The organism is Singulisphaera sp. GP187 (assembly GCF_900129635.1).
Lineage (GTDB): Bacteria > Planctomycetota > Planctomycetia > Isosphaerales > Isosphaeraceae > Singulisphaera.
Map to the genome: position 1 here is coordinate 184,633 of NZ_FSRB01000003.1, position 25,591 is coordinate 210,223.

The window sequence follows — 25,591 nt, forward strand, 5'->3', positions numbered from 1 at the left end:
GGGTCGGCCGTGTTCCTCCCGACGCTGGGGGTCGACCTACTGTCGGTTGGGTGAACCCAAGAGTTTAACGATCGGCAAACGAGGAGGGAAGCGGAAACCGCTCCGGGCATGCGATTTGTCGTCGCCGCGGCCCCGCCTTGCCGTCCCGGTCAGATCGCCCGGCGCCGGGCGATCCTCCGTCGCGCGACGAGCCCGGCCGACACGATGCCAAAGAGGGCCAGGACGCTCGGCTCAGGAACCGGCTGCGGAGCTCCCAGCTCGACGTGGAGTGAGGGCATCGACACGGGCATCGGGGTCGACGTGCCATCGGCACCGGAGGCCGCGGCCACAAGGCTATTGGCGCTATCGGGGACTTGCGGTGCCAGCCGGAGGGCATGCATCACGTCGAGGGAAGTGAGCCCGAACGCCCCGATCTGACCGACGGCATTGATGTCCGTCGCTCTCGTCAGGGTCGAGGCCGAAGTGGGATCGATCAGGCGATTGGGATCGACCGGGGCGTTCTCGTTGAACGAGGCGAAAGTACGCCCAGTCGGACCGCTCCCTTTGGCGAGGTCACCCACAAGCTGCCCGGAATTGTTGATCGCATTCGCCGCGCTCCCCACATCGGCTTTGCCGAGCCCGGTGGCCCCTTCTGCTTGAGTATAGAGGAAAGCCTGGGCATTCTGCCCACCTGAACCAGACGTTCCGACCACCTGACTCTTGTCGTTGCCCCCGAGAACCTGACTCAAATTGCCGCCGGGCAACGATCCCGCGGTAGTGGCTGCCGGGACACTGGGCAATGATCCCGCGGCAGTGGCCGCCGGCACACTGGGCAACGATCCCGCGGTAGTGGCTGCCGGGACACTGGGCAACGATCCCGCGGTAGTGGCTGCCGGGACACTGGGCAACGATCCCGCGGCAGTGGCCGCCGGCACACTGGGCAACGATCCCGCGGCAGTGGCCGCCGGGACATTGGGCAACGATCCCGCGGCAGTGGCCGCCGGGACATTGGGCAACGATCCCGCGGCAGTGGCCGACGGGACATTGGGCAACGATCCCGCGGCAGTGGCTGCCGGCACATTGGAAAAGAATCCCGCGGCGGGGGCCGAGGCACTGGGCAAGGATCCCGTGGCAGAGACCGTCTGGGCACTGAGCAAGGATCCCGTGGCAGTGGCCGACGGGACACTGGACAACGATCCCGAGGCAGGGACCGTCGAGACGCTGGGCAACGATCCCGAGGCGGTGGCCGACGGGACGCTGGGCAACGATCCCGTGGCAGGGACCGTCGAGACGCTGGGCAACGATCCCGAGGCAGTGGCCGACGGGACATTGGGCAACGATCCCGAGGCAGTGGCTGCCGGCACACTGGGCAACGATCCCGCGGCAGTGGCCGACGGGACACTGGGCAACGATCCCGTGGCAGGGACCGGCACACTAGAAAAGAATCCCGCGGCGGTGGCCGGGCCACTGGGCAGGGATCCCGTGCTGATGGCCGGGCTACTGGGCAGGTTTCCGATGGCAGTCGTCGGGCCACCGACGAACCGGGCCTCGGCCCGGTGCTTGCCGAAGTCCCATCCCGCGGCGTTGCTCCCCGCTCGCGACGTGGCCCCGGCGTCGACGCCATTGGCGCCCTGCTTCAACGCGTCGGGATGAGGCCCCCTGGATTCGCCGGACTGGGGCCGGTCCCCAGTTCCGTTCGTGTTTTTTCCCGAGGGGTCGACCTTGAGCCGTTTCTGGGTGGTCACAGCCCTCGAGCTGTCGCCTAAGGGGAGCACGGAATCGCTGCTACCCCCGACGTCGGTGACGGTGTACATCGGCTCGGCAACGACCGATGAGCCCGCCATCACCAGGGCAGCCAGAGTCGAGAGTCCACACCGAGTCAACCCTGCAAGTCGAATGCTCATGGGTGGGTCCTTCCATGGAGAGCAAAGCCCTGGTCAGCGTCCTGGCTCACCGCCACTTGCTCCTAAGGTTTGGGCCGGGACATTAAGTACCGGCCGCGCTCTCACGTCAAGACCAATCGTTATAACTGGAACACTTGGGTGTTCGCCGCGGATCCACCCCCAATCAACTCTCGATACATTCCCCGCGGGGATAGGAGCCGAGAATCTCGAGGCGTTCGCACTTCTTGCGGACCAGGTCGAGGGTCTTTTTGATCGGCTCGTCATCGGCATGACCGTCGATGTCGAGGAAGAAGAGGTAGGTTGGATCGCGCTCGGTCGGTCCGTCGGAGTTGGGGAACGACTCGATCCAGGTCATGTTGATCCCGCTCTTCTTGAAGAGCGCGATCGCCTCGACCAGCGCTCCCGGTTGATTCGGCACGCGCAACATGAGCGTGGTCTTGTCGCGACCGGTCCGCTCCTCCGAGCGCTCGGCGATCACGGCGAACCGTGTGACGTTGTGAGTCTGATCCTCGATGTTGGCCGCGAGCACGTTGAGGCCGTACGACGCTCCCGCCGCCTGACTGGCGATGGCTGCGGAGAACTCCTCGCGCTGGGCGTGCTCCGCGGCGGCGGCCGTCGAGACAACGTCGATCAGTCGAGCGTCGGGAAGATTCTTACCGATCCAGTGCCGGCACTGCGAGAGGGCCTGAGACTTCGAGTAGATCCGCTGGACTTGCCCCCAGGCACAACGGCTGAGGAGGCAGTGATGCACCCGCAGGCGAATCTCGGCGCGGATCTTCAGGCCCGGGAGCCGCACGAACATGTCGAGCGTGTCGGCGATCCGTCCGTCCGTCGAATTCTCCAGCGGCACGATCCCGAACTGGACGTGCCGCCGGTTGACTTCTTCAAAGACGGCGGTGATCGAACCGACCGGAACGTGCTCGACCGCCTCGCCAAATTTGGCGACAGCAGCGAGATGGCTATAGCTGTATTTGGGTCCCAGGCAGGCGATCCGCATGGTCCGCTGCAACGAGCGTGATCCGCTCATCAGTTCGCGGAAGATGAGTCGGAGCGTTTCGACGGGGAGTGGCCCGCGGCTGGTGGCTAGGGCCTTGGCGATCACTTCGTCTTCGCGGGCCGCGGACCAGACTTCCAGGCCCTGTTTCTGTTTCAACTGGCCAATCTGCAACGAGATTTCGGAGCGACGGTTCAGGAGCGCGATCAGCTCCTTGTCGATGCGATCGATCTCGCTCCGAAAGCTCGCCAAGGTCGGCGCACGTTTCGTATCGGCGGGTGTCGCCGCCGTCGAGGACTTGGGGCGGTCGGACGAGGGCTTACGGGGCATCGGTCCACTCGGGGCAAGAGACCGGTCTTCGCGGTCCGCTAGAAATCGGACGCAACCTTGGCCGTCACAAGTGGATACATAAAGTCTGAACCCCTGTCAAGCCATTTCTCGCGACAACCCGGGATCGGCCCCGTTTCACTGGACCCCGAAATGGGTTAGAGTAACCCGATCGACCCGTCGGACCGCTTCGGGAAAAGAACGCGAATTCGGCGGTTGCTGCCAAAGCGGCAGAGCGCTTTCCCAGCGCGCAACGGTCCCTGTCGTTTTGGCAGTCGACTCGGGGGTTCACGTTTGCAGGCGATCTTTCATTCCCGACGCAAGTCCTTGAATTTTCCGGCGAACCAGCGATCCAGCGAATGACGTCGGGCCTGATGGCACTGACCTTGCATAATTGTTATTCTGTGTCGCGAGGCGGCGAAGAATCAGATGAGTGAGGCCGAGTGGGCCCGTGTGCCGCTTGGTCGTTCCCTTGAGTGGGCGATCGCACTGAGTTCTCGTGGGTCCCGTGGCCCGCAACCTCGCCACTGCTCAATCTGGGAGAAGGAGACTGGTCGTGGCTGAAGGCGAAAAGATTATCGGAATTGACCTCGGGACAACCAATAGTGTCGTTGCGGTCATGGAGGGGGGCGACGTCACGGTCATCGCCAACCAAGAGGGGAGTCGCCTGACGCCGTCCGTCGTCGCCTTCACCCCCAAGGGTGAAACGCTGGTGGGCGAGCCCGCCAAGCGACAGGCGGTCACCAATCCGACCGGAACCATCTACTCGATCAAGCGGTTCATGGGCCGACGCCACGACGAAGTGCGCGGCGAAGAGAAGATGGTTCCTTACCCGGTCGTGGGCGGCGCCAGCGACTATGTGAAGGTCCACGTCGGCGGCAAGGACTACACCCCGCCCGAGATTTCGGCGCTGGTGCTCCGTAAGCTCAAAGAAGCGGCCGAGAGCTATCTCGGGCACAAGGTCCGCAAGGCCGTGATCACCGTCCCGGCCTACTTCAACGATAGCCAGCGTCAGGCCACCAAAGACGCTGGGCAGATTGCCGGCCTCGAGGTCGCCCGAATCATCAACGAGCCGACCGCCGCCGCCCTGGCGTACGGACTCGACCGCAAGGCGAACGAGAAGATCGCCGTCTTCGACCTCGGCGGCGGAACCTTCGACAACTCGATCCTCGACGTGGGTGACGGCGTCTTCGAGGTCCTCTCGACCAACGGCGACACCCACCTCGGTGGCGACGACTGGGACCAGGCGCTGATCAACTACATCGCCGACGAGTTTCAGAAAGAGCAGGGGGTCGACCTCCGCAAGGACCAGATGGCCCTCCAGCGCTTGAAGGAGGCCGCCGAAAAGGCCAAGAAGGACCTCTCGTTCCAGACGCAGGCCGACATCAACCTGCCGTTCATCAGCGCCGACCAGAACGGTCCCAAGCACTTGACCCTGACCCTCAACCGCAGCCAGTTCGAGAAGCTGACCGACAGCCTGTTCGACCGCTGCAAAGCCCCGGTCTTGAAGGCGCTCGATGACGCCAAGCTCAAGGCGGCGGATATCGATGAGGTTGTGCTGGTCGGCGGCTCGACCCGGATGCCCCGCGTCCAGCAGATCGTCAAGGAGATTTTCAGCAAGGAACCCCACAAGGGGGTCAATCCCGACGAGGTCGTGGCCATCGGCGCGGCGATCCAGGGCGCGGTCCTGACCGGCGACGTCAAGGATCTGCTCCTGCTCGACGTCACCCCGCTCTCCCTCGGCCTCGAGACCAAGGGGGGCGTCTTCACCAAGCTCGTCGAGCGGAACACCACGATCCCGACCGAAAAGAAGGAATCGTTCACCACCGCCGAAGACAACCAGAACGCGGTCACGATCAAGGTCTACCAGGGCGAACGGCCGATGGCGGCCGACAATCGCCTGCTCGGTGAATTCAACCTCGACGGTATTCCCCCCGCGCGGATGGGCACGCCCCAAATCGAGGTGACCTTCAACCTCGACGCCAACGGCATCCTGAACGTCACGGCGCGCGACAAGGGGACCGGCAAGGAACAGACAATCAAGATCGAGTCGTCCGGCGGTCTCTCGAAAGACGAGATCGAACGGATGCAGCGCGACGCGGATTCGCACGCGGCCGACGACAAGCAGAAACGCGACCTCGCCGAAGCCCGGAACAATGCCGATCAGCGAACCTATCAACTCGAGAAGTTGATGGATGAGAGTAAGGACAAACTCTCCGACTCCGATAAGTCCGCGGTCCGCGCCGCCATCGATCGGCTCAATGCGGTCAAGAAGGAGAACGACGTCGCCGCGATCAATCAGGCGATTGAAGACCTCCAGCGAGCCAGCCAGGCGATGTCCGAGCATCTCTATGCCGCCAATGCCACCGGCGCTCCCGGTGCGGGCGGCCCCGAGGCCGGCGCGGCCGCCGGTGGGGGAGCCTCCGCCAATGGCGGCCCGGACAACAAAGCCGACGACGTCATTGATGTCGAGTTTGAAGAGAAGAAGTAACTGCCCAAGGCCGCAAGTCAGGGGGGGTGGGGACCATCCCCACCCCCTTCGTCGTTTTGTACAATCAAGAAGGTGCCCCGCGGAACCGGGCCGTTGTCTCCAAGACGCCCCCTACTTCCGAGGCGTCTTGTCTCCGAGGAGTCGACGCTATGTCTCTCGATGATGCACGGACGGTCTACCCGATCCTGGTGCGCATAGCCCAAGACCTTGCCCAAGCCGCCCGTGATCGGCGAACCGCCGTCTGGATTTCCTACGATGACTTCTGCCAGCGCTGCAAGGAAGTCGGCGTCAAGGAAACGCCTCGGACGATCGCCACCAAGCTTCTCAAGCCGCTTCAGACGGTCTGCCTCGAAAACAACCTTCCCGACCTGAGTGCGCTGGTCATTCAGAAGCCCAAGGCCCGAAGCGACTTCGGCAATCTCCTGCGGCCCTCGGACGGCTGGTGGGAAGCCTACGTCAATCGGGGCGAATCCACCGTCGGCGATGTCCCGTTCTGGTTCAAGCAGTATCAAACGGCTCGCGACTATCCCGAGTGGCCCGAGTCGCCGTTCTTCTAAGCCGACCACCCACGGGAGTCGGACTGGCCCGCACTGACGACGGTGGACGGCCCGGTCACGACGCGTGGAACCGAGGTGCGCCCAGTTGACCGTATTGGCAAACGGTCATACTGGAGCCCCCCTTTAGAACCGAAACGCTTCGAGCCCCTCTCCCTTCGCGGCGTACCCCTTTCGCCCCCCAATGAGGGGACTCAAGTGTTCTCATATCTCGCTGGGTGGCCCTGCGATCGAGATTCCGCACTCGCGGTTCGATTTCGATCGCGCCCCCTTGCGCCTGCCGAATCATGCAATCCCATTGACGCCTCGCGAACCAGCCGACGAGTTGGGTGCGTAGCAATGCAGAATGCCTCTCGGATAGGGACAACCTTTTCGTTCGAATGACGGCAAGCGCCGTGAGGTCGTATCATGGCATTTCGATTCGAGAAGCTCACGCTGAAAAGCCAGGAAGCGGTGCAACGGGCCCAGGAGTTGGCCAAGGAACGGGGCCATCAACGGCTCGAACCGATGCACCTGCTCGCGGCCCTGCTCGACCCCGATCAGGCCGTGATCCGTTCGCTCTTGACGCAGCTCGGGGTGAACCCGGGGCAGCTTCTCAAAGCGACCGGCGAAGGCCTGAACGCCTTGCCCAAGGTCAGCGGAGGCGAAACCACGCTCGGTCCGGACCTCAGCCGCGTCTTTGACGTGGCCCAGGAAGAGGCCGACCGGATGAAGGATGAGTTTGTCTCGGTCGAGCATCTCCTGCTGGGGCTCATCAAGGTCAAGGGGAAGGCCCAGTCCCTGCTCGAGGCGATGGGGATCACCGAGAAGGATATTCTTCAGGCCCTTCAAAAAGTACGAGGGGGACAAAGAGTGACCGACCAAAACCCGGACGACAAGTATCAGGCACTCGAGAAATACGGGCGGGATCTGGTTGAGCTGGCGCGCAAGGGAAAGATGGACCCGGTGATCGGCCGGGACGCCGAGATCCGCCGCGTCGTCCAGGTCTTGAGCCGCCGAACCAAGAATAACCCGGTGTTGATCGGCGAACCAGGCGTCGGTAAGACGGCGATCGTCGAAGGCTTGGCCCAGCGGATTATCTCGGGGGACGTGCCCGAGAGCCTGAAGGATCGCAAGGTCATCGCGCTCGACATGGGGGCACTGGTCGCCGGAACCAAATTCCGCGGTGAGTTCGAGGAACGGCTCAAAGCGATCCTCAAGGATGTGACGGAGTCGGAAGGGCGGATCATCCTGTTCATCGACGAGCTGCACCTGGTCGTCGGTGCCGGCAAGGCGGACGGAGCCATGGATGCCGCCAACCTGCTCAAGCCCGCCCTCGCCCGAGGCGAGCTCCGCTGCATCGGCGCCACCACGCTGGACGAATATCGCAAGCACATCGAGAAAGACCCCGCGCTCGAGCGTCGGTTCCAGCCCGTCTTCGTCCCCGAGCCGTCGGTCGAGGATACCGTCGCCATCCTTCGCGGTCTGAAGGAACGGTACGAGATCCATCATGGGGTCAAGATCAAGGACTCCGCCCTCGTCGCGGCCGCCAAGCTTTCCTCGCGGTACATCACCGACCGGTTCCTGCCCGACAAGGCCATCGACCTCATCGATGAGGCCTCGAGTCGCCTGGCGATGGAGCTGGGATCGGTCCCGACCGAAATCGACATCATTCAGCGCCGTTTGCTCCAGCTCGAGCTCTCGCAGCGAATGCTCGCCGCCGAGGAAGAAGAGCACGCGCTCGAGCGTCTCGCCGAGGTGGAAGCCGAGATCAGCCGGCTCAAGAAGCAGGAGCAGGATCTCCGCGCCCAGTGGGAATTCGAGAAGTCGGGTCTCGGCGATGTCCAGAAAGTCCGCGAACGCCTCGTCCATGTGCAGACCGACTATCAGCGGATCTGGGACGAGATCCGGATGATGCAGCAGCGCGGCGAGCGCCCCGAAGAAAAGAAATATCAGGAACTGGCTGCGCTCGACGTGGAACGAAAGTCGTTGGAGTCCAAGATCGCCCAGAACGAGCTCATCGGCGACAACCAGCCCAAGGACACCAAGCGACTGCTCAAGCGTGAAGTGGACGCCGAAGAGATTGCCGAGGTCGTCTCGCAGTGGACCGGGATCCCGGTCGCGAAGATGCTCACCACCGAACGGGAGAAGCTGATCGATCTGGAGGATCAGATCCACCTCCGGATGGTGAATCAGGACGCAGCCGTCAAGGCCGTTGCCGACGCCGTGCGGCGGAGCAGGGCGGGGCTCCAGGACCCGCACCGTCCGATCGGCTCCTTCCTCTTCCTCGGTCCCACGGGCGTTGGCAAGACGGAGCTGGCGAAGGCCTTGGCGGAGTTCCTGTTCGATAGCGAGACCGCGATGGTCCGCATCGACATGAGCGAATTCGGCGAGCGGCACAATGTCTCCCGGCTCATCGGCGCCCCTCCCGGCTACGTCGGCTACGAGGAGGGCGGTCTGCTGACCGAAGCGGTGCGCCGCAGACCCTATTCGGTCATCTTGCTCGATGAGGTCGAGAAGGCGCACCGCGACGTCTTCAATGTCCTCCTCCAGGTCCTTGACGATGGTCGTCTGACCGACGGCCAAGGCCGCACGGTCGACTTCCGCAATGCCGTGATCATCATGACGTCCAACCTCGGCAGCCAGGAGATCGCCCGGCTCGCCGAGAGCGGCGACGAGGCTCGGATGCGTCGCGCGGTCATGGACGTCCTCAAGGCCCAGTTTCTTCCCGAGTTCCTCAACCGGATCGATGAGACCATCATCTTCCATCCGCTCGGGATGAAAGAACTGGTGAAAGTCGTCGAGATTCAGCTCCGCCGACTCCAGGCGCAACTCGTCGAGGTCGGCCTGACCATCCGGGTCAGCGAGCCGGCCGAGCAACAAGTCGCCGACGAAGGCTTCGACCCGGCCTATGGCGCTCGCCCGTTGAAGCGGGTGATCCAGCAACGGATCGCCAACCCGCTGGCAAGCTGGCTGCTCCGCAATCCGGCGAAGCCCGGAACCACGATCGACGTCGACTGGGACGGGAACGAGTTCACGTTCATCCCGGTTGAGTCCGAGCCGGCGCCGACCGCTTGACCCGTTCACGCATAAACCCCCGCTCGACCCCGTTTTTTGGGGGATCGAGCGGGGGTTCTCTGTTCGTGGACCGCCGCGCCCGTAAACGCCACGAATCATGGGGCATGCGGGGGGGATGGGTCAGCTCAAACCGACTACGGTTTGGTTGCGGCCGACGCGGACGAGGCCTTGGCCCCAGCCGTCGAGGTCGCATTTGATGAAGTGGCCGTCGTGAAGGCCGATTTAACCGCCGTGACCGACTTCTTTTTCTTCTTCTTCCGTGGAGCCAGACTCGTCACCGTACTCACCGGCGTGACGGGTTGAAGGTTGGTATTCCCTTTGTTGTTCTTGGCATTCTTCTGCATCTGCTTCATGTACTGTTGCTGCTGCTTCAGCATCATCATTTGCTGTTGCATCAACATCTTCTCTTCCATCAGCTCCTGATAAACATACGGGTTGCCCCCCGCCATTTTGTACTCGGGCGAGTTCGTGTTCATCGAGCCGAACGGGGTGTTGATCGTCCCACCCGATCGTCCGTAGCCCCTCGCCATCGCCAGCGATGGAACCATCGCGAACAGGGCCAGTACCGCCAGGAGACCGAACCGGCGAATCCCCATCATCCCCTCCCCACAAAAATCCCCTGCCACCGCGCTGAACCCAGGGAAGTGTTCAAACGTCGTGGCATGATTGATGGGCGCATCCACGATGATACCGACTCCTCGGTCGTGTCGCGACCACCCTTGGTTTGTTTTGGTGCGATTCCGAGTTGATTTCGTTGCCGGAAGCGGACCGACTCCAGGCTGGACCGGCGCAAATTCTTGTGGATGTTCTTGATGCGACGAGCCGCTCGAGATCCGTGGGCGGTCGAATTGTGCGGATGATACCGCTTGACAGGATTCCGAGATCTGCCACAAGATACAAGGCACTCCGCCAGTTTCGGGTCCATCGGCTCGAATCGATGATGGCGAGTGTTTTGGGGATTTGATGTTGAGACGGTCTCGGTCTTGGTTAGTTCTGCTCTACCTCCTGGCCACGGTGCTGGTCCAGGGGTCGCACGACCATGGTCGTGGCGACGAGGGGAGAACTTCGCAACACGAGGCTGGCTGCGCCGATCCCAGGCCGCATATCGCAGGGCACTGGTCGCCGGACCTCTCGCACGACCATGACGAGTGCCTGGCCTGCCAATTTCGGGCGGAGCATCACGCCTGGATCCTCACCCCGTTCTGCCTCGACCGGCCGGTCGGTTCGCTCCTAACCGACGCGACCGGCTCCTCCACTTCGACCAAGTCATTCCGCTGGAACACCTGCCGAGCCCCTCCGGAACGTGAGACCGCCTGAACGACGCGTCCTCGTGTCCCGCACGATGACGTCCGCTCCGTGGTTTTCCTCAAAAAAAAACGTTCCCCAAAGTGTGGCTCAGCAGCGGTGCCGTTGTAGCGCCCATTTTTTCTGGTGCGCCCGGTCTCCGTTGAGTGTTCCGGAGGTTTGCATGCTTCGCAATGCGCCGCGGATTCGTCCGCGAGGGTTTACTCTCATCGAGCTTCTCGTCGTCATCGCCATCATCGCCGTCCTAATCGGGCTCCTCCTCCCCGCCGTGCAGTCAGCACGTGAGGCCGCGCGACGCTCGCAGTGCGTCAATAATCTCAAGCAGATCGGCCTGGCGATCCACAACTATCAGAGTGCCCTCGGCGCCTTCCCACCCGGCTACGCCAGCAACTGGCGGCGCGACTCCGGAGACGAGGGAACCGCCGAGGACGACATCGGCCAAGGCTGGGGATGGGGGAGCATGATCCTCCCACACCTCGAACAAACCGCCGTCTACAACGCGATCAATTTCAGTTTGACCATGACCTACCAGGACAACGTCACCGCACAGTCGATCCGGTTCAATAGCTATCTCTGCCCCTCCGACTTCACCAAGCAACTCATCCCCGTGCGCGATGAAACCAACCAGCAGACCGTCTATACCGTGGCCTCGGGCAATTACGTTGGCATGTACGGAATCGGCGAGATTGGAGCAGCTCCCGGTCGGGGCACGGGCATGTTCTACCGCAATAGCCGCCTGACCTTCGCCGACATGACCGACGGTTCAAGTCAGACGATCATGGTGGGTGAACGGAGCCACAACCTCAGCTACGTCACCTGGACCGGCCGGGCGATCGGCGGTTGGCTCCACAAGACTTCGTCGTTCGAGGGCGGTACCGACCAGTTCGCCGTCGACCCCGAAGAGTCGTTCACGATGATCCTCGGACCGGTCGGCACCGAGAACGGCCCGAGAACTCCCAATCATCCGATGGCACACGTCGAGGATTATTGGAGTCGTCATCCCGGCGGGGTCAACTTCGTCTTCGGCGACGGCTCGGTGAAGTTCATCAAAAACGCCATCACCCCCGTCGTGTTCCAAGGATTGGCAACACGAGGCGGGGGTGAAGTCATCAGCGCCGATAGTTTTTGAGACCGCGATCACGGCGGCTCAGGCCGGCTCCACCAGGGCCACTTCCTGGTGGAGCGAAGCTTTCGATTTGAATTCGGCCTTGTCGATGCAATAACGTCGGAGCTTCTCGCTGATGCTCCGACGCGACAGCCCGCAATGGGCCGCACAACGGTCGATTCGGCCTCGGTAGCGCGAGAGGACCCGCTGGAGATAGGCCCGCTCGACGCGCTCGGTCAATTCATCGGTGATCAACTGGAGCGGCCGATGCAGATCGAAATCGAGGCTGAACGGCTCCTCCCGGGTGGAGACCACCTGGGGCGGCAAGTTATCGGGTTCGATCACCAGTCCCGGGGTCGTCACCACGGCCTGCTCGATCACATGCTCGAGTTCACGGACATTGCCCGGCCAGTCGTACCGCGCCAGCCTCGAGTAGGTCTCGCGCGAAAGCGTCTTCGCGGGCAACCGCCGCTCCTGGAGACGCTTAAGAATATGCTGTACGAGCAGCGGAATATCGTCGGCGCGATCCCGAAGCGCGGGCAGCTCGATCGAAACCACGTTCAAACGATAGAAGAGGTCTTCACGGAACCGGCCGGCGGCCACCGCCTCGGCCAGGTTGAGGTTCGTGGCGGCAAGGACGCGACACTCGGCTTGGATGACTTCGGAACCACCCACGCGTTCGAACGTCCCGTCCTGAAGCACGCGAAGCAGCTTGGCCTGCATGCCCAGCGGTAGTTCGCCGATCTCGTCGAGCAGGAGGGTCCCCCCCTTGGCCTGTTCGAACCGTCCCTTCTTCTGGCGGTCCGCTCCGGTGAACGCCCCTTTTTCGTGGCCGAAGAACTCGCTCTCCAACAGCGGTTCGGGCAACGCCGCGCAATTCACAGCGACGAGCGGCTCGCGGCGTGTGACATCGCTGTAGTGGATCGCCTGCGCCACCAGTTCCTTGCCGGTCCCGGTCTCGCCCGTGATCAAGACGGTGCAGGACGACGAGGCCACCCGAGCCACCCGCGAGAAGACCTCGCGCATCCGGGGACTCTTGCCGAGGAGGTCGTGGTAGGCGCAGCGCTGCTGTACGCCGTGTCGGAGCGACTCGACCTCATCAATCAACTTACGATCCTCGAGCGCCTGCTCGACGAGGACACCCAGTCGCAGGGCGTCGATCGGCTTGAGCAAGTAATCGTACGCGCCCAGCTTCATCGCGGCGACGGCCGAGTCAATCGAGGCATTACCGGTCATCACGATCGCGGTCACCGGCAAGTCGCGCTGACGAATCTCGCGAATCAGGTCGAGGCCGTTGATCCCGGGCAAACAGAGATCTGTGATGACCAGCGAGAAATTTCGCTCGACGATCCATTCCAGGGCGGTGGTCCCATCATGGGCCACTTTGATGCGCCGATCGGGGGAAGCAAGTAGCTGGGACAACTGCTGACAAATCAGCTCACTATCGTCCACCACAAGGATGCGTCGATCCATGGCGCCCTCATCCAAGGTTGAGGCGGGTGGGACTACGTTCCCGACCTTCCAGAAAGCCTGGTCGAGATCAGATCTCGGACTCGGAAGGCGGGAGAATATCCTAAAGGAAGTAGATTACGCCGATTCCAAGGGTTGTCAAGCCGAGGTCGGCTCGCGCGCTCGACGGTTGCGCTTCCGCTCCGGCTTGTTGGGAGGGGAGCCCGAGGCTCCCGCCTCCCACGACAGATCGGATTCGCGCCCATCGGTTCGGAGAAAAGCCTAGCCACCCGTTCAGGGAGCCGCCCCGAGATTCCGGTCGAGGAATTCATAGGCACGCGTTCGCTCGGACTTGGGAAAATCATGCTCGGCGTCGGGATAAACCGCCACGAGCCGATCGCTGGCCCCGAGCAACCGGTAGACAGGCTCCGCGGCCACGAGACAACGTTTGACGCCCTCGACTTCGAAGTTGGCGTCTCGCGTGGGCGAGTTCGTGAAGAAGGCACGCGGCGCCAGGGCCGCGACCAGTTCCGGAAAATCGAACGGAACCTTGCCGAGGTCAAGCTGATACGTATCTTTGAGCCGAGGCATGTACCCTTTGTGCGACCAGCCCGTGATCTTCCCCTCGTAGTAGGACGGGAACGCGTTGAAGCCGCACGACGAGACGACGGCCTTGATTCGCGGGTCGAAGAGCGCGACGAAGATCGAGTTATGCCCCCCCAGCGAGTGCCCGATGACGCCGATCCGGTCGGGGTCGACCTCATCGAGCGAGCTGAGCAGGTCGACCGCGCGCAGGTGGTCCCAAATGCCCTTCATGGATGCACTGGCGTAACCCAACGCATAGGGGTCGACCTTGTGCTCGCCGAAGTTCGGGTAGTCGGGAGCGATCGTGACATAGCCCCGCTCCGCGAGCTCCTTGGCATAGTGGAGGTTGGGCTTGCCTCCGAGCCCCGTCGGCTCGTCCTTGCCAATCGCGGTGGTCTGATGCAGGCAGAGCATGGCAGGGCGTCTGGCCGGGGCGCCTCCTGCTTTCGGGATCAGGAGCCAGGCGGGAACCCGGTCGCCCGGCTCGCAGGCGTAGCTGATCTTCTTGCGGACGAAGGTCGGTTCGTCGATCGTCTCGAGAACCTTGAGATCGAGCGGAACCCGACGTTCGCCGCCGGGCAATGGTCCCATGACCGCCTCGAGGTTGGCGATGATGTGGGCGCGACGGACCTGCCAATCGGCAGCCGACCGGACCGGCGCCTCGTCCCCCTCGACGTTCCTGACAACAAGCAGCTTGGCATGATCCGGATAGCTGGGGACTTGCGGGGTCCCCGCCCATCCGTTAGCTCCGGTCAATGCAGTGAGGAGGCAGAGTGCCAGACCAAGAGCGGCCCGCGTCGAGCCGAAGCGAAGGCGGGTCGACCAACTGAAGCTTGGTCTCCCTCGAAAAACGCTCGGCCGATGAACTGTCTCCATGGAAGCAAACTCCTCGGATAAGATTCGGGGAAACCGTTGACGGACCGAAGATGACAAAAGCATAGCAGAATCAAAGCCGTGGCGATGCCTGTCATCCGCCGTGAAAGGGCGAGCCGGCGAGGCCAAGCCACCCCCGACTCGGCGGGTGGCGCTCATCCGGGAGCAGACCCCGGAGGAGTGGCCTGTTCAAGCAGATTAAAAGTGAGTCGATCGGCAAAGCTTGACGATCTAGGATTCGTCAACGGCTGATGAGCCGCATCCTCGGCAGACGCCAACCCTCACTCCGGAGTGACGCCATGCGTAAGGTCAGGCTCAGAACCGCCCTCGTCGGTTGCGGCAAGGTCGGGCGGATCCACGCCCTCGCACTCGCGCGGCTCCCGGAATCGGAGCTGGTCGCCGTCTGCGACGGACTCCCCGACCGCGCGCGAGAATTCGCGGCGGAATTTGGAGTCGCGGGGTTCGTCGACGTAGCGGAGATGCTCGAGAAGGCCAGGCCCGAGGCAGTCTGCGTCTGCACGCCCCACCCAGTCCACGCCGACCCTGCCGTGCAGGCGCTGGACGCGGGAGTCCACGTCCTGGTCGAGAAGCCAATGGCCGCGACGCTCGCCGATTGCGACCGAATGCTCGCGGCGGCGCGGGCCTCCGGCGCAACCCTCGCCGTGGTCAGCCAACGCCGCTGGTTCGAGCCGGTCGCGCGCGTCAAGGCGGCGATCGCCGCCGGCAAGGTCGGCCGGCCCGCCCTCGGCGTCCTGGGCATGTTCAACTGGCGCGACGCATCCTACTACGCGTCCGACCCCTGGCGGGGCCGCTGGGAGACCGAGGGGGGCGGCGTGCTCGTGAACCAGGCGCCCCACCAGCTCGACCTGCTCGCCTGGTTCATGGGCGAGATCGAGGAGATCAGCGGCTGCTGGGCGAACCTCAATCACCCCTCCGTGGAGGTCGAGGACACCGCCGTGGCCGTCGTCCGCTTCAAGTCGGGGGGGCTCGGCTCAATCGTGGCCAGCCTGTCGCAGAAACCCGGCTTATTCACGCATGTGCACGTCCACGGTTCGAACGGAGCATCGGTCGGCGTCGAGACCGACCGAGGGGCGTCCTTCGTCGCGGGCGTCTCGTCAATCATCGAGCCGCCCCTGAACGACCTCTGGAACGTCCCAGGCGAGGAGGCTGAGCTCGCCGCATACCGGGAGCGCGATCGGGAGCAGTTCGCGCGGGTCGACGCCACGACCCACTACCACGCGTTGCAGATCGGCGAGTTCCTGCAGGCGATCCTTGAGGGCAGGGCACCCGCCGTGACGGGAGAGGACGGCCGCACGGTCGTGGCGATGTTCACCGCCATCTATCGTTCCCAGCGCGACCGTTGCCCCGTGCGGTTCCCAGTCCTCGCGTGAGCGGCAAGCATCACACCGATCAGGGCAGCGTGACGCAAGCCAGGAACTTCAATGGGGAAGCCTGGGAGATACAGTGAAGATAGACACTTGATCGCTGACCTCGATGGGGTTTCCAGGTTCCCCGTCTTACCCTCTTTGGGTGCATGGCCACCGACGGCGCTCCGGGGACAAAAGGTGTGGAGGACCAGTCGGATCAACTTCTTCCCCGCGCAGGGTCGAATGCAGCGTTCTTAGCCGCGAATCTGACCGACACGGCCATACATGACATCAGAGCGGAGGACATACTTGCGGCCGCTGGTCACGGCGGCTCCTTCATGGATAAGCTGATGCTCGAAAATCAGGGCCATGCCAAGTTGAGGTGTCACTGAGACTTCCTGAAAGACCGTCTCACCGCCAGTGAACCCCTCACTGAGGTAGATCATAAAAGTCAGGAGGCTCTTTTCTCCGTTCTCTCGACGATAGGGACCATCCCGATGGGCCGCGAACCGCTCGCCGGGATCATACCGATAGAATCGGAACCGCTCGTTCAAACCGATGGCCTGACGACCCTGGAAGAATCGGGGGATCCGATCGCGAACACGACGCCACAAGTCATCCGCTCGTGCGGCGTCATCGACAATTACCCGCGTATTGTTCCGGATGTCCGGGCGCATCGCAAAGCCGCTTGCCGTGGTGATCGGTGCCGCCTGATAGCCTTCCCGCTCCGTCAGCGCAATATACGCCTGACACTCCTGCAAAGTCAGAAGGTCTGGCACGGTAAAAATACCTTCCGCGACGTTCATCGGATCACCGTTATTGGCAACAAAGTTGGCTTGACGCACAGAAGGTTCTCAACGCAGGCCACCGGTCGACCTTTCTGACCGATCCAGTTTGAGACACCAAGGTAATGACGCGTTTCGAAGGCGAAAGGTTCATACAGGGCAAACACATCAACGCCCAAACAACGAAAAACCAATCCAATTACCATCAACAAAATAATACGCTTAACATAAATAATATCTTATTATTTAATATCATAATATTCGCCGATTTTCTGAATCGAGGACGTGGCCCGCACGCGCACCCTCGAGAAGTCGTGGAGAATCACACCAACCCCCCTCGGGTGATCGGTCGCCTTCACTTTCAACTGCGGCGTCATCTCGACGCGGTCGTGCGGGTCCAGCCAGTTTCGGTTCGCACCGCACGCCTCCAAGACCAAGATCGCATTGCTGGGGATTCGGTCGATGGGGGGTCTCCCTGAAATCATTGATCATGATGAACGGCGACCCACGAAACCACCGCCTATTCTGATGGCATATAGGCGCAACAATTAGGCAAAAGTAACCCAATCCCGACTGCGATCGACCGCAGATTTCCTTCGGTTTCCCGAAACGGGGTTGGGGCTGAACCGAAGCTCAAGTCGCGATTTCCGCGGAAAAACAGCTCCTCGGCTCGAAATGCCGTCGGTCGTGGTACGGAGCCTGCCTTAAGGGGAGCATCGCCACCAACGACAGGTCCGTCGCCGGTCTCACCCCAGCGGTGGCCCTCGGAGTCCAGGGACCGGAGTGATGGTCGTTGCGTGGCGGCGCAGGTCGGACCGGGTGCGTTGGCCACGCCGACCGTGCCGGCCGGACAGGTTTCCTCCGCAGGCACGACGATTCGATCAACCTGTTGACCCTCGCGGCACTCGGCCTGGAATCACGCCGGCCGGCCGACAAGGCCTGCGCGGTGCGGGTCGACTCGACGCGGGACGAGACGCTTCCTATCACTCCGACGCATCGAACGCACATTGGCCACCAGCACAAGGGACCGACGATGATCGCGATAGGACACGAGCGGAAGACCGTGGTGGTGGTCGGCAACGGCATGGTCGGTCACCGGTTCTGCGAACGACTGGCGGCCTACGACACCGATCGCAGTTACGAAGTCGTGACGTTCTGCGAAGAGCGTCGGCCGGCCTACGATCGCGTCAACCTGTCGAAATATTTTGAACGCCACGACGCCGAACACCTGAAGCTGGCCTGCGAGACGTGGTACCTCGAGAACGGGATCACGCTGCATCTGGGCGACCGCGCGTCGGCCATCGACCGCGAGCGTCGGGTGGTCGTCTCGGCCAAGGGCCGCGAGGTCGGCTACGACACCCTCGTCCTGGCGACGGGCTCGGCGCCGTTCGTGCCGGCGGTCCCCGGCGTCGATAAGAAGGGGGTGTTCGTTTATCGGACCATCGAGGACCTCGAGCGGATTCTCGCCTACGCCGGTAAGGCGTCGTCCGTGGCGGTCGTGGGGGGCGGCTTGCTCGGCCTCGAGGCCGCGAAGGCGGTCCGCGACCTCGGACTGGAGACCCACGTCGTCGAGTTCGCCTCTCGGCTGATGCCCCGCCAGGTCGACGATGCAGGCTCGAAGACGCTGCTCGACAAGATCAACGCGATGAACGTCCGGGTCCACCTGGGCAAGAGCACGCGTGAGTTCCTCGGCAACGGCAAGGTGGAAGGGCTGGCGTTCACCGACGGCGGGCAGCTCGATGTCGACATGGTCGTGATCTCGGCGGGGATCCGGCCCCGCGACGAGCTGGCCCGCGACTGTGGCCTGGAGGTCGGCCCGCGTGGCGGGGTTGTCGTCGACGACGCGCTCCGCACCTCCGATCCGGACATCCTCGCCGTCGGCGAGGTCGCCTTGCACCGGGGCATGGTCTACGGCCTGGTCGCCCCTGGGTACGAGATGGCCGACGTTGTCGCGGCGAACCTCAAGGGGGAGGCGCGGACATTCGGCGGCTTCGACATGTCGACCAAGTTGAAGCTGATGGGCGTGGACGTCGCCAGCTTCGGCGACCCCTTCGCCGAGGCCGGTGGGGCGAAAGCCTTGACCTACGAGGACCCTTTCGGGGGCGTTTACAAAAAGCTCCTCTTCGACCCCGAGGGCACCCGCCTGCTGGGGGGCGTCCTGGTGGGTGATGCCTCAGACTTCGGCGTCTTGCTCGGCCTGTTCAAAAGCGACCAGCCGCTCACGATCCTTCCCGGCGACCTCCTGTCGGCGGGCCGAGGCTCCGCCTGCGGCGGCGAGGTCGACGCCCAGGTCTGCTCGTGCAACAACGTCGGCGAGCGTCGGATCCGCGAGGCGGTCCGCGACCAGAAGCTCACGACCGTCGCCCAGGTGAAGGCCTGCACCCAGGCCGGCACCGGCTGCGGCGGCTGCCTGCCGCGCGTCGCCGACCTGCTCAAGGCGGAACTCCAGGCGACGGGCGCTCGGGTCGACAACCGCCTCTGTGAGCACTTTCCGCACAGCCGCCAGGAGCTCTACCAGATCGCCCTCATCAAGCAGATCAAGACGTTCGACGCCCTGATCGCCGCGCACGGCCGGGGGCACGGATGCGAGGTCTGCAAGCCGACGGTGGCCTCGATCCTGGCGAGCCTCTGGAACGAGAACGTCCTCGACCCGGCCCACGCGACTCTGCAGGACAGCAACGACCGCTTCCTCGCCAACATCCAGCGCGGCGGCCTGTATTCCGTGGTCCCGCGCGTCCCTGGCGGCGAGATCACGCCGGAGAAGCTGATCGTCCTGGGCGAGGTCGCCCGGAAATACGGCCTCTACACCAAGATCACGGGCGGCCAGCGCATCGACCTCTTCGGGGCGCCGGTCCACCGGCTCCCCGAGATCTGGTCCGACCTGGTCGCGGCCGGGTTCGAGAGCGGCCACGCCTACGGCAAGGCACTGCGGACGGTCAAGAGCTGCGTCGGCTCGTCCTGGTGCCGGTACGGCGTCCAGGACTCGGTCGGGTTCGCCATCCGGGTCGAGCTGCGCTACCGCGGGCTTCGCTCTCCGCACAAGCTGAAGGGGGCCGTCTCGGGGTGCGTCCGCGAGTGCGCCGAGGCCCAGAGCAAGGACTTCGGACTGATCGCCACCGAGAAGGGCTACAACCTCTATGTCTGCGGCAACGGCGGCGCCCGGCCGCGGCACGCCGACCTGCTCGCCGCCGACCTCGACGAAGACACCGCGCTCCGCTATCTCGACCGGTTCCTCATGTACTACATCCGCACGGCCGACCGGTTGACCCGGACGTCAGTCTGGCTCGAGAACCTCGAGGGCGGGATCGACAACCTGCGGGACCTGATCGTCAATGACCGTCTCGGCATCGCCGACGAGCTCGAGCGGCAGATGCAGGCGCTCGTGGATTCGTACCGGTGCGAGTGGAAGGCCGTCGTCGACGACCCGGAGAAGCGGCGGTTCTTCCAGCAGTTCGCCAACACCGACGAGGCCGTGTCCGGCGTCGAGTTCGTCTCGGAGCGCGGCCAGCAGCGGCCCGCCGACTGGCCGTCGGACTTCGTGCCCATCGATCAGCTCGGGGGACGGCAGCCCATCGAACCGGTGACCCAAGCCGACGAACCGGTGACCCCGGCCGACGAGGCCGGCCTCCGCTGGGTCCGCGTCGGGTCGGTGAGCGACTTCCCCGTCGACGGCGGCCGCGCGATCAAGCACGGGGCGGCGGAGGTCGCCGTGTTCCGGTTCGACTCCCAGGGCACGTGGTACGCCTGCCAGAACACCTGTCCGCACAAGCGCGAGGCGGTCCTCTCGCGAGGCATCCTCGGCGATCAGCAAGGCGTCCCCAAGGTCGCCTGCCCGCTGCACAAGAAGTCCTTCTCGCTCGAATCGGGCGCCTGCTTGAGCGGCGAGTCGTACCGGGTCGAGGTCTTCTCGGTCCGGGTCGAGGGCGACGACGTCTACGTCGAGCTGCCGCCCGAGCCAGACATGGAACGCCGCGCCGGGGCTCCCGAACCCTGCCGCATGGCTTGCGGCTGAACGACCCTGAACCCGAGACTGAATCTTTCAGATTCAGTCTCGGGTCCCGACTCCTCGTGACGGCGTCCCGACGACTCGTCGCGGCCGGCGTCTATGTCATCTCGCTCGGCGCATCGACCTCGCAAACCCCATCCGTCTCCGCGAAGCCACGGAAGTGGCAACTCGTCTGGCTCTTCACTTTGGCCAAGGGGGGCGAAACCGACAGGGCAGTGGCAGACCCACACACCGATCAGGGCAGAGTGTCGCAAGCCAGGCACTTCAGTAGGGAAGTCTGTGAAATTCAGTAAAGATAGACGCCTGATCACTGACCTCAATAGGTTTTCCAGGTTCTCCGTCTTACCCTCATTAGGTGCATGGCCACCGACGGCGCTCCGATGAGGATTACACCTGGCGCCACCGTGAGGATTGGATCTTCGATCCTCCTATCGCGTCTGGCACCACGCCCGGCGACGTCGAGAATCATCCGAAAAGGCCGATCGACCCGAAAACGGCCGCCTCAGTGGAGGCGTCGTGGAAGCGGATCGACGCCTGGCTGACGCTGCACGTCCCGTCGCTAAAGGCGGAGATGGGCAAAGGGGCAACTTCTGAGGCCATCGCCAAGGCCGAAGCGACCCTGGGCGTGGAATTCCCCGACGCCGTGCGGGCCTCATATGCGGTCCACGACGGCAGTGGTAGCGTGTCTCTCTTCCCCTCGGGCGATTACCTGTCGCTCGACGGGATGCTGGAGCAGTACAAAATCTGGAAGGAACTCGTCGATGAAGGCACCTTCGATGATGAGGAGAGCGACCCGGAGGGTCCGATCCAGAAGGTCCACTATCACCTGAACTGGATCCCATTGACGCACAATGGCGACGGGGACCACGCGCTGATCGACCTCGCCCCAGCCGAGGGCGGAAATGTAGGGCAGTTGATCGACTTTAGCCACGAGACGGGGCCCGAGAACGTCGCAGCGCACGGTCTCGCCGAATACCTTTCGATCCTCGCCGACGGATTCGAGTCGGGGGCCGGCGTCGTGGAGGAGACGTATATCGAATGGCATCAGGAAACCGGCATGGCGCGTTCGGCGTTCGGCGTTCTCCATTCCCCCAAAGGCAACGTCCGCCAAGCGTTACTTCGAGTTCATCGCAGGGACCTCGAGCAAGTTCTGGGAGGTCTCCCAGGAGGGCAGCGACATGACGACCAGATACGGCAAGATCGGCACCAAGGGGCAGTCGACGACCAAGTCGTTCGACAACCCTGAGAAGGCGATCGCGGAGACGGCCAAGATGATCGCCAAGAAGGTCAAGGAAGGGTACGTCGAGAAGACGCCGTGAGGGATGTTCGAGCGGCAGGTGCAGGATTCGGGGCCGGCGGCAGGATCGCCCACTACCTCGGCGCATAAAGAAACCCCGTAGCCGCCCGTGGCCACGGGGTTGTCTCGTCTCACTACCCTCACCCGCCTCAACCGCTCAGGCTACCCTGAAGAACCGACGGAGCGAATGGAACGCGGCGTGCACGTCGCGAGGATCGCCTGGGGGGCTGATCCGTCATCAGCGATGACTACCAAGGGAGTGCCGGCAGGTCTGGCAGTAGAACTTCTCTTGACCTTCTCGTCCCTCTTCCTCGAACCTTTGGCAACCACAGGTGGAGAAAGGTCCACCCCCGCTGCAGACGGATTTTGGAGCGCCCGCGGCGGGTTGATTGGAAGAGAGAGCCGCTGCTGCTGCCGCCCCGACTAGGAACAAATTGCCAAGTGCTTTAGCCTTCTGATCTCCGGACATGGCTTGCCAACCGCCGGCGCTGCTGGCCCGGGCGAGGGCTTTCTGTGCTTCGGGCGAACCAGCATTGGCGGCTTTCCTGAGCCACTCATTCGCGAGCCTGAAATCCTTCTTCACATAGATCCCGTTGGTGTAGCAAGTAGCTAGTGAGTACATGCCACCTGGGTGCCCCGCTTTCGCCGCTTTTTCAACCCAAGCGACTCCCTTCGCCTCATCCCTCTCGACATTCTTCCCGAAGTAATAGCAGATTCCCACGTCGTACATGCTCTGGGAGTCTCCGGCGTTCGCCCGCAACTCCAAGGCTTTTATATCTACCCCCGACTTCGCGCTTCCGCCGACTTTGGCAGCGGCCTTCTTCTCCGCGAGTTGAACCTTATCGCCTGGGACGGCCATCCGGATGGCCTTCGCATTGACCAGGTTCTTACCCGGCGGAGAGTGGAAATCGTCCGGAGTCTCCTCGCCTCCGCAGTAATAGAGGACGTCCCCCTCCAGCTTGACGATGAGGTGCCTCGCCTTGCCGGCACCTTTGCCCTTCTTGACATATTGGGTAAGCTCGACCGGGTCTTTGGTGTCGTCGACGGTCCAGGTGCCGCTGGCGAAGAAACCCAAATTGGACTTGAGGACGTACGTATCCCCCGTACGTGTGATGGTCCAATTATTTCGTCGCATCTCGACGGAGATGTCGCGCCCGTTCTCAACCTGCTCGACGACCTTCCAGGAGCCCTGGAGTTCTTGGAAATAGTCGGTTTTCTCTGCTGTTCCCCCGGTTGACGGCTTGCCTCCCACGCCTGCCGTGGCGTCACTCGATGTCCCCCAGCCAGCTCCGAAGGCGATCAGAAGAACGCTGATGCGGCGGGAACGAGTCATGGTCGGGTTTCCTTGCTGACGGAGTGGACCAGATGGTTGAGGGAGCGGCCGTCAGATGCTCCGAATCGGAGGCTGCCGGGGGAGCCTACGGGCTTCGCTCGGACCGCACAGCCATGCATTCGACGTAGGAACGAGATTCTTATACCAAATTGGTGTACTATCCGTCGATCCAGCGGATTCGAGACCCTGGCCTTCCTCTTCGAGCGTTTCAATTTGCAAAGGCCCACGGCGGAATCGGTCAGGCCCGATCTTACGACAAGTCGACGCAAGCGGTTTGGTGGACGGATGTCTAGCCGATCATCGTAAACTTGGACGTGACTTCACGAAACGCGACCATCTCGGGGATTCCATGGACATTCTCGACGCCTACCTCGCTGGAACCGGTGAACTTCGCACGGCCTTCGACGGCATGACCCGCGATCAGCTCCTCGCCCGGCCCGTTGAAGGGAAGTGGAGCGCAATGGAGGTGCTGTGCCATTTGGTCGATGCCGACCTGTCGATCGCGACGCGGATTCGTGCCGCCCTCAGATTAGACCGCCCGCGAATGATGGCCGCGACCATGGAAGAGATGACGGCGAAGCTGGCTGTCGAGGCTCGTGATGCGGAGGAGGAATTGAATCTCTTCGAGACCATCCGTAGCCAAACCGCCCGGATCGTCCGATCCTTCCCGGAAGAGGCTCTCGATAGAGAGGTCATCCTGGTCAAGGTCACCGGGGACGAGGTGACGTGGTCAGTGAGGAAGGCTCTGACCATCATCACGGGTCACGTGGGCCACCACCTGGCCTTCGTCGCCGAGAAGCGACGGGCTTTGGGGCTGCCCGCCTAAGTTTGGGAACGGCGTAGGCTGGCGGGTGAAGGCACTCACCCAAACTGGTAGAATCAGGCGAGGGATCATCGACTCATGCGGGCGGGCTCCACGATGCTCACCATCGACGTAATCTCGGACGTGATCTGCCCCTGGTGCTTCATTGGCAAGCGGCGGCTGGAGAAGGCTTTAGGCGATCGTCCTGCCATTATTCGCTGGCACCCGTTCCAACTCAACCCAGACATGCCCCGCGAGGGTATCGAACGGAAGGCGTATCGGATCAAGAAGTTCGGGAGCTGGGAGCGGTCTCAGGAGCTCGACGCCCAGGTGGCAACCGCTGGACATGGTGAGGGGATCGCGTTCAACTTCGACCGGATGGCCCGCACCCCGAACACTCTCGACGCTCATCGGGTCATCTGCCTCGCCGGCGAGCGGGGTATTCAGGACGCGGTGGTCGAGGCCCTGTTCGTCGCCTATTTCACCGAAGGCCTCGATCTGTCCGACCGGGCGACCCTCGCTGAGCTGGCGCCTGGAGCCGGCCTCGAGCGGACTGAGGTGGACGAGTTGCTGGCGAGCGACAAGGGTCTGGACATCGTGCGGGCCGGGGAGGAACAGGCTCGTCACCTCGGCGTCTCAGGAGTGCCATTCTTCGTCGTGAACGGCCAGGTCGCCCTGTCCGGTGCCCAGCCGCCTGAGCTGTTCCTGCAGGCGTTCGAGCAGGTGGCCGAGGCGGTGGCGGCCCGGGAGGCGTGCGAGGGCGATTCGGGGGCGGGGAAGCGGGGGTGTTGAGGGGGAGCGGGATAGGTTCCTTGATTCAGATTAAACATTTATGATTATTACTCATGCCTTTTCTCTACCGCGATTTCATCAAAACCGTTTCTACGCGATTTGATGCCAACCTGACTTACTTGCAGGCAATTTGGAATTTTGACCTGGGTCGGGAGTTCGAGGTGGCAATTTGCAAAACGCTACGGGCCGCTTTGCCTTCTCGCTTTGGCGTGTGTCGCGGGCATGTTGTCGCCAGTAATGGAGGTAGTGCCGACGACGATATCATCACATATGACCGTCAACTTTTCCCGACGCTACGACTAATTCGTGACGAGGATTATTGTGCACAAAGATGGATGACGTGGCATTTGGTTTCGGCGTATCGGTGCTTCTCACCGTTTTGGACTATGTCCAACTTGGAAGGCTCCCCTGGTCAGCTATAACCAGCGAGGCTCTGGACCTGCCGCAATAATGCTTGGGGAAAAGCCGCTGCCATGACCCAGACGGCGTTCGGCGACGCGGAGGCATCAAAGGGGACGGAGCGAATTCCAGAAAACGATATGCAGTCGAATTTCTATGATAAACCACATCGATAATTCGCTCCGTC

19 protein-coding genes and 1 pseudogene are annotated in these 25,591 nt (G+C 62.9%); 13 read left to right on the forward strand and 7 right to left on the reverse strand.

The genetic code is table 11. The annotated features are described in order from the left end of the window. Positions 1 to 149: 149 nt before the first annotated feature. Positions 150 to 692 carry a PEP-CTERM sorting domain-containing protein gene (locus BUS42_RS45750; RefSeq protein ID WP_254054059.1) on the reverse strand — a complete coding sequence of 181 codons (543 nt, stop codon included), beginning with the start codon at positions 690 to 692 and terminating at the stop codon, positions 150 to 152. Positions 693 to 864: 172 nt separating this feature from the next. Here BUS42_RS45750 and BUS42_RS45755 point away from each other — a divergent pair, with 172 nt between their 5' ends. Beyond that, positions 865 to 1,632 carry a hypothetical protein gene (locus tag BUS42_RS45755; RefSeq protein WP_254054060.1) on the forward strand — a complete coding sequence of 256 codons (768 nt, stop codon included), beginning with the start codon at positions 865 to 867 and terminating at the stop codon, positions 1,630 to 1,632. 414 nt (positions 1,633 to 2,046) lie between these two features. Here the strand turns inward: BUS42_RS45755 and pheA are convergent, their stop codons facing one another. Next, positions 2,047 to 3,207 carry a prephenate dehydratase gene (gene pheA / locus BUS42_RS36760; protein ID WP_074316075.1) on the reverse strand — a complete coding sequence of 387 codons (1,161 nt, stop codon included), beginning with the start codon at positions 3,205 to 3,207 and terminating at the stop codon, positions 2,047 to 2,049. A 553-nt stretch (positions 3,208 to 3,760) separates the two neighbouring features. Between pheA and dnaK the strand changes: the two genes are divergently transcribed. The 3 genes from dnaK (at position 3,761) to clpB (ending at position 9,306) form a co-directional block, all read left to right on the forward strand. Beyond that, the gene (dnaK, locus tag BUS42_RS36765) at positions 3,761 to 5,695 is read left to right on the forward strand and encodes a molecular chaperone DnaK (protein WP_074316078.1); all 1,935 of its coding nucleotides are present in this window, start codon (positions 3,761 to 3,763) and stop codon (positions 5,693 to 5,695) included. Positions 5,696 to 5,844: 149 nt separating this feature from the next. Continuing rightward, complete coding sequence (locus BUS42_RS36770; RefSeq protein ID WP_074316081.1) at positions 5,845 to 6,252, forward strand: hypothetical protein; 408 nt, start codon at positions 5,845 to 5,847, stop codon at positions 6,250 to 6,252. 405 nt (positions 6,253 to 6,657) lie between these two features. Continuing rightward, the gene (gene clpB, locus BUS42_RS36775; RefSeq protein ID WP_074316083.1) at positions 6,658 to 9,306 is read left to right on the forward strand and encodes an ATP-dependent chaperone ClpB; all 2,649 of its coding nucleotides are present in this window, start codon (positions 6,658 to 6,660) and stop codon (positions 9,304 to 9,306) included. Between the two features lie 134 nt (positions 9,307 to 9,440). Here the strand turns inward: clpB and BUS42_RS36780 are convergent, their stop codons facing one another. Further along, positions 9,441 to 9,989 (reverse strand): hypothetical protein, encoded by a 549-nt coding sequence (locus tag BUS42_RS36780; protein WP_254054061.1) that lies wholly within the window; start codon positions 9,987 to 9,989, stop codon positions 9,441 to 9,443. A gap of 280 nt (positions 9,990 to 10,269) precedes the next feature. On the opposite strand from BUS42_RS36780, the gene BUS42_RS36785 reads away from it, so the two are divergent. After that, entirely contained in the window at positions 10,270 to 10,623 is a 354-nt protein-coding gene (locus BUS42_RS36785; protein WP_074316086.1) for a hypothetical protein, read from the forward strand. A gap of 151 nt (positions 10,624 to 10,774) precedes the next feature. Then, a complete protein-coding gene (locus tag BUS42_RS36790; protein ID WP_074316087.1) occupies positions 10,775 to 11,740 on the forward strand; it encodes a DUF1559 family PulG-like putative transporter in 966 nt (321 codons plus the stop codon). A gap of 18 nt (positions 11,741 to 11,758) precedes the next feature. Here BUS42_RS36790 and BUS42_RS36795 read toward each other — a convergent pair whose 3' ends face one another. Together BUS42_RS36795 and BUS42_RS36800 are read right to left on the reverse strand one after the other, a co-directional pair. Then, positions 11,759 to 13,189, reverse strand: a complete 1,431-nt coding sequence (locus tag BUS42_RS36795; RefSeq protein ID WP_074316089.1) for a sigma-54-dependent transcriptional regulator — start codon at positions 13,187 to 13,189, stop codon at positions 11,759 to 11,761. A gap of 270 nt (positions 13,190 to 13,459) precedes the next feature. Next, positions 13,460 to 14,626 (reverse strand): alpha/beta hydrolase family protein, encoded by a 1,167-nt coding sequence (locus BUS42_RS36800; RefSeq protein WP_074316091.1) that lies wholly within the window; start codon positions 14,624 to 14,626, stop codon positions 13,460 to 13,462. A gap of 296 nt (positions 14,627 to 14,922) precedes the next feature. On the opposite strand from BUS42_RS36800, the gene BUS42_RS36805 reads away from it, so the two are divergent. Next, a complete protein-coding gene (locus BUS42_RS36805; RefSeq protein WP_074316093.1) occupies positions 14,923 to 16,014 on the forward strand; it encodes a Gfo/Idh/MocA family protein in 1,092 nt (363 codons plus the stop codon). A gap of 230 nt (positions 16,015 to 16,244) precedes the next feature. Here BUS42_RS36805 and BUS42_RS36810 read toward each other — a convergent pair whose 3' ends face one another. Further along, positions 16,245 to 16,769: a 2OG-Fe(II) oxygenase gene (locus BUS42_RS36810; protein ID WP_216821119.1), complete on the reverse strand. Its 525-nt coding sequence runs from the start codon at positions 16,767 to 16,769 to the stop codon at positions 16,245 to 16,247. 1,039 nt (positions 16,770 to 17,808) lie between these two features. Here BUS42_RS36810 and nirB point away from each other — a divergent pair. The 3 genes and pseudogenes from nirB (at position 17,809) to BUS42_RS44185 (ending at position 22,100) form a co-directional block, all read left to right on the forward strand. Next, positions 17,809 to 20,787 carry a nitrite reductase large subunit NirB gene (gene nirB / locus BUS42_RS36820; RefSeq protein WP_074317484.1) on the forward strand — a complete coding sequence of 993 codons (2,979 nt, stop codon included), beginning with the start codon at positions 17,809 to 17,811 and terminating at the stop codon, positions 20,785 to 20,787. A 565-nt stretch (positions 20,788 to 21,352) separates the two neighbouring features. Beyond that, positions 21,353 to 21,751: pseudogene (locus tag BUS42_RS45760) on the forward strand (SMI1/KNR4 family protein); the annotation flags it as partial. Positions 21,752 to 21,908: 157 nt separating this feature from the next. Continuing rightward, positions 21,909 to 22,100: a WGR domain-containing protein gene (locus BUS42_RS44185; protein WP_254054118.1), complete on the forward strand. Its 192-nt coding sequence runs from the start codon at positions 21,909 to 21,911 to the stop codon at positions 22,098 to 22,100. A 216-nt stretch (positions 22,101 to 22,316) separates the two neighbouring features. On the opposite strand, the gene BUS42_RS36835 is transcribed toward BUS42_RS44185, so the two are convergent. Continuing rightward, positions 22,317 to 23,411 (reverse strand): TIGR03067 domain-containing protein, encoded by a 1,095-nt coding sequence (locus BUS42_RS36835; RefSeq protein ID WP_074316099.1) that lies wholly within the window; start codon positions 23,409 to 23,411, stop codon positions 22,317 to 22,319. Positions 23,412 to 23,760: 349 nt separating this feature from the next. Here BUS42_RS36835 and BUS42_RS43975 point away from each other — a divergent pair, with 349 nt between their 5' ends. The 3 genes from BUS42_RS43975 (at position 23,761) to BUS42_RS46810 (ending at position 25,427) form a co-directional block, all read left to right on the forward strand. Beyond that, on the forward strand, positions 23,761 to 24,237 hold the full coding sequence (locus tag BUS42_RS43975; RefSeq protein ID WP_074316101.1) for a DinB family protein: 477 nt from the start codon (positions 23,761 to 23,763) through the stop codon (positions 24,235 to 24,237). A gap of 75 nt (positions 24,238 to 24,312) precedes the next feature. Next, a complete protein-coding gene (locus tag BUS42_RS36845) occupies positions 24,313 to 25,005 on the forward strand; it encodes a DsbA family oxidoreductase (protein WP_254054062.1) in 693 nt (230 codons plus the stop codon). A gap of 53 nt (positions 25,006 to 25,058) precedes the next feature. After that, positions 25,059 to 25,427 carry a DUF6602 domain-containing protein gene (locus BUS42_RS46810; protein WP_410001733.1) on the forward strand — a complete coding sequence of 123 codons (369 nt, stop codon included), beginning with the start codon at positions 25,059 to 25,061 and terminating at the stop codon, positions 25,425 to 25,427. The last annotated feature ends 164 nt before the right edge of the window (positions 25,428 to 25,591 follow it).

Excerpts from the sequence above, each read along its gene's own strand:
- nirB (WP_074317484.1), top strand. The coding sequence starts at position 17,809 with ATGATCGCGATAGGACACGAGCGGAAGACCGTGGTGGTGGTCGGCAAC.
- BUS42_RS36835 (WP_074316099.1), bottom strand. The coding sequence starts at position 23,411 with ATGACTCGTTCCCGCCGCATCAGCGTTCTTCTGATCGCCTTCGGAGCT.
- clpB (WP_074316083.1), top strand. The coding sequence starts at position 6,658 with ATGGCATTTCGATTCGAGAAGCTCACGCTGAAAAGCCAGGAAGCGGTG.
- BUS42_RS36790 (WP_074316087.1), top strand. The coding sequence starts at position 10,775 with ATGCTTCGCAATGCGCCGCGGATTCGTCCGCGAGGGTTTACTCTCATC.
- BUS42_RS36845 (WP_254054062.1), top strand. The coding sequence starts at position 24,313 with ATGCGGGCGGGCTCCACGATGCTCACCATCGACGTAATCTCGGACGTG.
- pheA (WP_074316075.1), bottom strand. The coding sequence starts at position 3,207 with ATGCCCCGTAAGCCCTCGTCCGACCGCCCCAAGTCCTCGACGGCGGCG.
- BUS42_RS36770 (WP_074316081.1), top strand. The coding sequence starts at position 5,845 with ATGTCTCTCGATGATGCACGGACGGTCTACCCGATCCTGGTGCGCATA.
- BUS42_RS36795 (WP_074316089.1), bottom strand. The coding sequence starts at position 13,189 with ATGGATCGACGCATCCTTGTGGTGGACGATAGTGAGCTGATTTGTCAG.
- BUS42_RS36805 (WP_074316093.1), top strand. The coding sequence starts at position 14,923 with ATGCGTAAGGTCAGGCTCAGAACCGCCCTCGTCGGTTGCGGCAAGGTC.
- BUS42_RS36800 (WP_074316091.1), bottom strand. The coding sequence starts at position 14,626 with ATGGAGACAGTTCATCGGCCGAGCGTTTTTCGAGGGAGACCAAGCTTC.
- BUS42_RS36785 (WP_074316086.1), top strand. The coding sequence starts at position 10,270 with ATGTTGAGACGGTCTCGGTCTTGGTTAGTTCTGCTCTACCTCCTGGCC.
- BUS42_RS46810 (WP_410001733.1), top strand. The coding sequence starts at position 25,059 with ATGCCTTTTCTCTACCGCGATTTCATCAAAACCGTTTCTACGCGATTT.
- BUS42_RS43975 (WP_074316101.1), top strand. The coding sequence starts at position 23,761 with ATGGACATTCTCGACGCCTACCTCGCTGGAACCGGTGAACTTCGCACG.